General features: G+C 45.8%; 7 protein-coding genes, 1 tRNA gene, 1 pseudogene and 1 riboswitch. Of the genes and pseudogenes, 4 read left to right on the plus strand and 5 right to left on the minus strand.

Going from position 1 to position 7,496, the window contains the following annotated elements; genetic code table 11:
• The 3 genes and pseudogenes from ACW12G_RS05430 to ACW12G_RS05440 form a co-directional block, all read right to left on the minus strand.
• A pseudogene (locus ACW12G_RS05430) lies at nucleotides 1-218 on the minus strand (cobalt ABC transporter permease); the annotation flags it as partial.
• Nucleotides 215-1,624, minus strand: coding sequence for an ABC transporter ATP-binding protein (locus ACW12G_RS05435; RefSeq protein WP_455647455.1), 1,410 nt, complete (start codon nucleotides 1,622-1,624; stop codon nucleotides 215-217). The gene ACW12G_RS05435 and the pseudogene ACW12G_RS05430, both read right to left, overlap by 4 nt.
• The gene (locus ACW12G_RS05440) at nucleotides 1,617-2,198 is read right to left on the minus strand and encodes an ECF transporter S component (protein ID WP_147001004.1); all 582 of its coding nucleotides are present in this window, start codon (nucleotides 2,196-2,198) and stop codon (nucleotides 1,617-1,619) included. Before ACW12G_RS05440 ends, ACW12G_RS05435 begins: the two co-directional genes overlap by 8 nt.
• A 140-nt stretch (nucleotides 2,199-2,338) precedes the next feature.
• A riboswitch (TPP riboswitch) is annotated at nucleotides 2,339-2,428 on the minus strand.
• Nucleotides 2,429-2,555: 127 nt separating this feature from the next.
• Here ACW12G_RS05440 and ACW12G_RS05445 point away from each other — a divergent pair.
• Nucleotides 2,556-3,893 (plus strand): dihydrolipoyl dehydrogenase family protein, encoded by a 1,338-nt coding sequence (locus ACW12G_RS05445; protein ID WP_455647456.1) that lies wholly within the window; start codon nucleotides 2,556-2,558, stop codon nucleotides 3,891-3,893.
• A gap of 98 nt (nucleotides 3,894-3,991) precedes the next feature.
• Here the strand turns inward: ACW12G_RS05445 and ACW12G_RS05450 are convergent.
• A tRNA-Gln gene (locus tag ACW12G_RS05450) sits at nucleotides 3,992-4,063 on the minus strand.
• A gap of 111 nt (nucleotides 4,064-4,174) precedes the next feature.
• Between ACW12G_RS05450 and ACW12G_RS05455 the strand changes: the two genes are divergently transcribed.
• The 3 genes from ACW12G_RS05455 (at nucleotide 4,175) to ACW12G_RS05465 (ending at nucleotide 6,686) form a co-directional block, all read left to right on the plus strand.
• Complete coding sequence (locus ACW12G_RS05455; protein WP_019041383.1) at nucleotides 4,175-4,675, plus strand: phosphatidylglycerophosphatase A family protein; 501 nt, start codon at nucleotides 4,175-4,177, stop codon at nucleotides 4,673-4,675.
• A 158-nt stretch (nucleotides 4,676-4,833) separates the two neighbouring features.
• On the plus strand, nucleotides 4,834-5,979 hold the full coding sequence (gene nagA / locus ACW12G_RS05460; RefSeq protein WP_455647457.1) for an N-acetylglucosamine-6-phosphate deacetylase: 1,146 nt from the start codon (nucleotides 4,834-4,836) through the stop codon (nucleotides 5,977-5,979).
• Nucleotides 5,979-6,686: a GntR family transcriptional regulator gene (locus ACW12G_RS05465; RefSeq protein ID WP_068851744.1), complete on the plus strand. Its 708-nt coding sequence runs from the start codon at nucleotides 5,979-5,981 to the stop codon at nucleotides 6,684-6,686. Before nagA ends, ACW12G_RS05465 begins: the two co-directional genes overlap by 1 nt.
• 160 nt (nucleotides 6,687-6,846) lie before the next feature.
• Here ACW12G_RS05465 and ACW12G_RS05470 read toward each other — a convergent pair.
• Nucleotides 6,847-7,496: methionine ABC transporter permease (locus tag ACW12G_RS05470; RefSeq protein ID WP_455647458.1), on the minus strand; the 650-nt coding region annotated here is incomplete at its 5' end.

Genomic DNA, 7,496 nt, shown 5'->3' on the forward strand with positions numbered 1-7,496 from the left:
TGATCACCGGTACCAAAGTACATCAGAGAGAACCAAGAGCCAAGGCCTGGCAGGGCAGGTAGTAAACACAGCCATAACCATTGTCGCCAACGTAAATGCAAAATCAGGTATAACAAGGCACTCACACAGATGACGATGAGATTAACCGTCACGCTTTTAATGAAAGTTAATTCCAAGGCGATGACCATAATCACGCCAAATTTTATCAGTGGATTCATGATGCGTCACCTCGAAAAGTTAGTTGCTGGTCTTCAAACTGCAAGTGGTAATCAAACCAATCCGTCACCGCGTGTAATTGGTGGCTGATCATCACCACGGTTTGGTTTTGTTTGTTGGTTATGTCAGCGATGACAGCTAATAGTTGTGCCTGTGACGCACTGTCCAAGCCAGCCAAAGGTTCATCAAACAACAAAACCCGCGTGCCAGTCATGAGCATGAGCAATACTTGCAGCTTTTTTTGTTGCCCACCAGATAATTGGTAAACGATGTGCTCACGCACATGACTCAAATTAAGCTGTACCAAGATGTCATTGAGCAAATCGGCTGTCCAAATTTCTGGGAAACGGCTCATTTGCTGCGCTTGTGCCAATTCTTCTGCCATCGTCATCGCGACAAACTGCTGCTCGGCATTTTGGAAGACAAGGGCGACATCGCGAACGTGCTGTGCGACGCGACGTTTAGCGAGTGATTGATTTTGGTACAAAATAGTACCACCGTAAGGGTAAAGCTTCACCAAAGCCGAAAATAACGTTGACTTACCAACACCATTTGGCCCAGTAATCAGTGTGCGTTTGGCCTTGGGAATCGCGAGTGATGTTTCAGAAAGTAAGAGGCGATCACCATTGGTGAGGGTGACTTGATCTAACACCAAGTCGCCAATCACAGCGTCTGGTTGGGTGGTGTGAACGGTAGGTTGGGTGGGCAATTGGGACAAAATCGTTGTTTTTTCGTCAGCTGATGCGGTGTGCAATCCCCCATCAGCCATCACGAAAACATCATCGATAACGTCAGCGTAACCGCTCCAATCATGATCCGCAATTAAAATTGTTTTGCCAGCTTGTTGATAGGCTTTGATCAACTGAATCAATTGCAGTCGCGACGTGGGATCCACGTTAGCAAACGGCTCATCAAGGAGTAAGAAATGGCTGTCTGCTGCGAGGACTGCGGCCAATGCCACCTTTTGTTTTTCACCACCGGACAAGGTCATCAAGTCATGCCACATGAAGTCACGCATGCCCACGCGGGTCAGGGCATCTTCGATGCGTGGCGTGATGTCTTCAGGCGCAACTTGGAGATTTTCTAGGCTAAAACGCAGTTCTTCAAACGGTGTCTTCATGACAAATTGGCGGGTGGGGTTTTGGAAGAGATAACTAATATGTGCTACCCGATGAAAAGGCACAATATCATGTACAGCATAGCCGTCCAAAGTCAATGTGCCCGTCAATTCACCGCCACTAAAGGTTGGATAAAGACCGGCCAGGAGTTTAAGCAGGGTTGATTTACCACTACCACTTGGGCCGACAAGTAAATTCAAGCTATCAGGTTGTAACGTTAACGACACGTCCTTAAGAACCGGTACATCAGCGTAGGCAAAATTAACTTGTTGGACAACGAGATTAGTCACGACGTAAGACACCAGCTTTTTCAATCAGTTTTTGGATGGCAACGACTAAGACACCACCAAAGAAGAGGAGTGACACAAAACGTGTCAAGAACAAGGCTACAAGTAGGCCAATATGGTATGAGGCATAACCGTCACGGAAGAGTGACCAAATGAAAGTCACAATGGTGCCGGTAACGGCAGAAGCGAAAATACCGCGCCAATGCCAATCTTTATAACCGAGAAGCCCAAAACCAGCTTCACTACCAACACCTTGAACAAGGCCTGAAAGTAGTGTGGACACGCCCCATTGGCCACCAATTAACATTTCAACGGTAGCCGCAAATAATTCACCCAATACACCCGCACCGGCCTGACGGATTAACACACTCGCCAAAGGTGCTGCCATCATCCAGCCACCAATCAACAGATCATTGGCAAAGGGGGCCAACCCTAACGGTGTCAAAGCAGCCGCAAGAATATTATAGACGGGACCAAGTATCCAGAAAATAAAGCCGATGAAGACTGCGACAAAAGCCAGCAGTAACACATCGCGTAACGCCCAGTGTGGTCGTTTAGAATTTGAAATCGTTTGCATAATGAATATGCCTCCATAAAATTTTTGTAGTTTTGTATCTTATGTCTGGCACGGTGCAGTTTTGATGTGTCGGATAACGGCCAAATTTTGGCCAACAAAAAAACGCCTGGCTTTTTATGAACCATGCGTTTACTTAAAGACACACTAAAGCGCAATGCTCCCTTCGCTGGTACTAACCAGATCAGGTTCAATGGGTGTTTCTCAGCCAAATGGCACCCCAGATTGTTAAATATTCAACTACACGTTAAATTTAACATAAGTCAATCGTTTATGCAAACACTTTCATGAGCGTGCGGATGCCGTCATGTCATATCTTGTTTGAGAAATACTGGTATAATATGAGCAACGAGGTGAATCATGACAGAATATGAATTTGAAGTTGGTGTCATTGGCGCCGGACCTGCTGGTCTTGCAGCGGCGTATGCTGCGCGCGCTTTAGGCAAAAATGTCGTCATTTTAGAAGATTATTTATGGGGTGGGACGTGCCCTAATTATGGCTGCGATCCAAAGAAAATCTTGCTGGCGGCGGTTGAAGGGATTCATCGGCAATCAGCCCTACAAAATCTTGGCTTGCGAGGCTTGTCAACGATTGATTGGTCAGCTTTGATGGCGCACAAGCAACGTTATGTCGACGCAGTTGAACCCCGTAAAATACGCGGACTTGATGCGGCAGACATTACCCGCTTTTATGGTCGGGCAGCTTTTGTGAATGCCGATACGGTCACAGTTGGTGATACAGGTGACCGTATTAAGGCGCTTGATTGGGTTATTGCTACTGGACAGCGCCCAAAAACATTAACGTTTCCTGGGGCAGAATTGACGCAAGATTCAGAAGCCTTTTTGAACTTGCCAATGATGCCAGATGACGTCACGTTTATTGGCGCTGGGTATATTGGAATGGAGTTTGCCAACATTACGCAGGCTGCTGGCGCCCACACACGGATTGTGACCGCCGGACCGACAGCACTGCGGGCGTTTGATCAAACGTTAGTCCGTCAATTGATCACGGACATGCAAGAAACGGGCATTTCCTGGTACTTTAATGCAACGGTCCAACAAATTGAGAAAATGCCAACTGAACGTCTACTAGTGACATTGACAGATGGGACACAATTTGAGACAGGTCGTGTTTTTGTAACGGCTGGTCGGGTGGCCAATGCAGATCAATTACAACTTGAAAATGCCGGTGTGGTCTGGGATACGACGGAAATTCCGGTTGATGATCATTTGTGTACGTCAAACCCACATATCTATGCCATTGGGGATGTCGGCGGTTCACCAGTCCCTAAGTTAGTACCAACTGGGAACCATGAAGGCCGGTACGTAGCACAAGCCATTGCTGGGTTGACCACTGCACCCATTACTTATCCAGCCATCCCAGTTGTAGTATTTGGGACCCAACATATTGCTCAAGTTGGCTTATCCGTTGAAGCAGGGCTGGCAAATGGGTATCGGGTAACTGATATTGATATGAGTCAAGTCATGCCATTTTATCGTTACAATGATACAACGCGGGTACGAACAGTGCTCGATGATGCTGGCCATATCGTTGGGGCGAGCGTGATTGCTGCTGAAGCCGAAGAAGTGATTAATTATTTTGTCACAGCCATTAATGAACGGCGGACGTTAGCCGAAACCCAAGCTAACTTATATGCGTATCCGTCATTAGGATCAGAATTTGCAACGTTTTATTAAAAACCATCGTCTCAGACGATGGTTTTTTTCGCTCACTTTGATCGCATTTTGACGTAAAAAAGGGCACAAAAAAAGCAGTCCGAAGACTGCTGCTAACATTGCCCCTGTTGGATTCGAACCAACGCATAGTGGCACCAGAAGCCACCGCCTTACCGCTTGGCCAAGGGGCAATTACTCTATATATTTTACAGACTTCACACGGATTTTGCAAGCCTCAAAACGGGCTTTGTCAAATCATGATTTATTGTTTATACTAGGGACATAATAAAGGGAGAACAATCATGGCATACGCAACTTATGAAAATACTGTCGAAAAACTCAAAAAGCACCGCATCACGATTCGCGGGATTGCGTTGATTGGGTATGAAAACCAACACCGCTATCAACCTGACTTGACGTTAGAACAAGTCGAAGAAGCGGTGGTTAGTATTTTGCATAAGCGGGTCGTGCAACATCAAATTTGGGTAGCTTTGGAATTAGATCGCTTGGCCGAAGCGCATTTGCTGGAATCACCTTTGCAGGATTTAGTTGAAGGGGACGATTCACTTTTTGGCGTGGATGAAACGTTGGGGACAGCCATTGCGATGTCTTATGACACCATTGGTGTGACCAATTATGGTTACATTGACAAAACAAAAGTTGGGTTAGTAGGCGAATTGGATCGCTTGGGGAAAACAACGCCAGCCGTCACCACTTTTGCAGATGATATTGCTGGCGCTTTAGCAGCTGCTGCGGCCTCAAAAATTGCGCATAACTATGCGAGAAATATTGTGACGAACTAGGCACACACCATTTAACGCTACGGCGTTTTTATTTTGATTTGCAAAATCGGTCTATACCAATTATAATGAGGGTAGTTAGAAAAAGGAGGCAGTGTCTAAGCAGATAAATTATTCAATGTGTGTATTTGAATAATGATGATACTGTGACACGTATAATCATGGTAAAATTATTGAAAAATATTGATCTTTACACAGGATACAAGCACATGCCAGATGCGTATATCCGTTTTTCTGATACGATTTTAGATGTCGGTTATATGGCAGATTTTGTCCCTGATGCTGAAGATACAGTCATTGAGGAGGCCAGTGGCCGCTTAGTGGTGCCTGGCTTTATCGATGTGCATAAGCACGGTGGCTATGGTTTCGATACGATGGACGGGGATCCCGAGAAGCTTAATGAAATGGTCAACTTGATGGTGACCGAAGGGATTACGTCACTCTTTCCCACAACCATGACGCAATCCCCAGAAAATATTGAACGCGCTCTGGTGACGATTGATCAAGTGGCGAAGACGAACCCCGTGATTCAAGGCATTCATTTGGAAGGACCATTCATTAATAAGGTCTTCATGGGCGCTCAGCCAGAAGAATACATTGTTGATCCGGATACTGAATTGCTCAAAAAGTGGTATGCTTTATCTGGTGAACGGATTCGCTTAGTGACGTATGCGCCCGAAAAAGGTGGCATACCAGATTTTGAAGCCTTTATGTTAGCACATAATATTCGCCCATCAGTCGGGCACTCCAATGCAACACGTGAACAATTGACCCATTCACGCGCGACTCACGTGACACACCTTTACAATGCGCAACGACCACTCCACCATCGGGAACCTGGCGTGACGGGCCATGCGATGCTTGAATCATCAATCACGGCGGAATTAATCGCTGATGGTTTCCACATTGCCCCTGATATACTAGAATTGGCCTTTCGTTTGAAGGGGCCTGAACAGTTAGAACTCATCACGGATTCAATGCGGGCTGAAGGACTTGGTGACGGTGTTTCTGAACTTGGTGGTCAAAAAGTAATCGTGAAAGATAAGCAAGCCCGTCTTGAAAATGGTCATTTAGCAGGTTCGGTGTTAGCTTATGATGATGCATTCCGTAACATCCAAGAAATGACATCTGCTGATATCCAAGCTGCTGTTCAAATGAGTTCAGTAAATCAAGCCCGTGAATTTGGGCTGACCCAAAAGGGCGAACTTGCGATTGGCAAGGATGCTGATTTTAATTTATTTTTTAAGGATGATTTAGATTTATTGGCTACGTTTTCATTCGCTCGTCGATTTGCTCGGAATAATTAATGACAAAACCTGCGACACCACGTTACATCCAAATTCATAATCAAATTAAAGCGCGCATCGAGGCAGGGGAATGGCAGTCACATAAGCGACTACCAGCCGAACGTGAATTGGCGGCAGCTTTTAATGTGTCACGAATGACACTACGGCAAGCTGTGCAAACACTCGTTGACGAAGGTTTATTGGAACGTAAAGTTGGGTCTGGGACGTATGTCGCAGAGCAAAAAGTTTCAGAACGTGCCTTAGGCATGACCAGTTTTACGGAATTGATGGCGGCAACAGGACGCGTGGCGCGTACGAAAACGGTGAGTTATAAAGTCACATCACCATCAGCCTCTGAAATGACCCGTTTACAACTGACACAAAACGATGAAGTCATTGTCATGGAACGATTACGTATGGGGGATGACGAACCGATTTTGCTTGAACGGACGACAGTGCCAGCTAAGTTGGTGACGAATTTTTCTAAGCATGACCTGACCGAATCATTATATGTGACGTTGGGTAAGGCTGGCGTGCAACCAGGTCGCGCAGAACAAACGATTTCAGCCAGCCTGGCCAATGAACGCCTGGCAGAATTGTTACAAATTAAGCGTGGGGATGCGATGCTGACGGTCCGTCAAGTCTCTTTTGACCAAAATGATCGACCGTTTGAATATGTCCGTTCCTATTATGTGGGCGAACGTTTTGAATTTACATTGACGCGATAACGTCAAAAGGCTAGCTGATGCTAGTCTTTTTTAGTGGGTAGAAAAATCAGGATGAGTGCAGCACTCATAAAAGGTAACGGTTTTATTGCAAAAATAATAAAAAATGCTAATACGCGAGGTATTAGCATTTTTTATAAGCGATTATATTGGATAAGCGTGCTTATTTATGGCTTAACTTTTTAGCGAGGTAATCCCCCACCACTTGGACAATCAAGACAAGAATTAAGACAAGAATAGTGGCAAACCAGGTAGTATCTGTGGCAAAACGGTTATAACCATAGGAAATGGCCATGTTACCCAAACCACCAGCACCAATGGCACCAGCCATGGCCGTCAAACCAATTAAACTAATGAGTGTGACAGTTGAGACACGAATGATTTCTGAACGGCCTTCACGCAAGTAAACGCCGAAGACGATATCCCAAAATGAGGCGCCTACAGATTGTGCGGCTTCAACAATACCGCCGTCGACTTCTGATAAAGCGACTTGCACTTGGCGCGCATAGAAAGGAAAGACACCAAGTGACAACGGTACCAACGCTGCGGTTGTCCCGATTTGTGTGCCAACCAAGAGCTTCGTAAACGGTGCAATGGCGGCTAATAAAATAATGAATGGGACAGCACGGAAGATTGAAACGATTTTATCTAAGAGCCAAAAGCCGGCGCGATTTGGGGTGATCCCATTAGGTGCCGTAATCACCAAGCCAACCCCAAAAATCAGGCCAAGCAAACCGCCAAATAGCGCAGACCAGAAGGTCATAAAGAGTGTTTCGTTAATAGCCGTTAGCCAACCAGTATCACCAGTCCAGC

It is taken from the genome of Leuconostoc sp., assembly GCF_965300815.1.

Coding starts and splice junctions, on each gene's coding strand:
- ACW12G_RS05445 (WP_455647456.1), top strand. CDS start 2,556: ATGACAGAATATGAATTTGAAGTTGGTGTCATTGGCGCCGGACCTGCT.
- nagA (WP_455647457.1), top strand. CDS start 4,834: ATGGTAAAATTATTGAAAAATATTGATCTTTACACAGGATACAAGCAC.
- ACW12G_RS05440 (WP_147001004.1), bottom strand. CDS start 2,198: ATGCAAACGATTTCAAATTCTAAACGACCACACTGGGCGTTACGCGAT.
- ACW12G_RS05465 (WP_068851744.1), top strand. CDS start 5,979: ATGACAAAACCTGCGACACCACGTTACATCCAAATTCATAATCAAATT.
- ACW12G_RS05455 (WP_019041383.1), top strand. CDS start 4,175: ATGGCATACGCAACTTATGAAAATACTGTCGAAAAACTCAAAAAGCAC.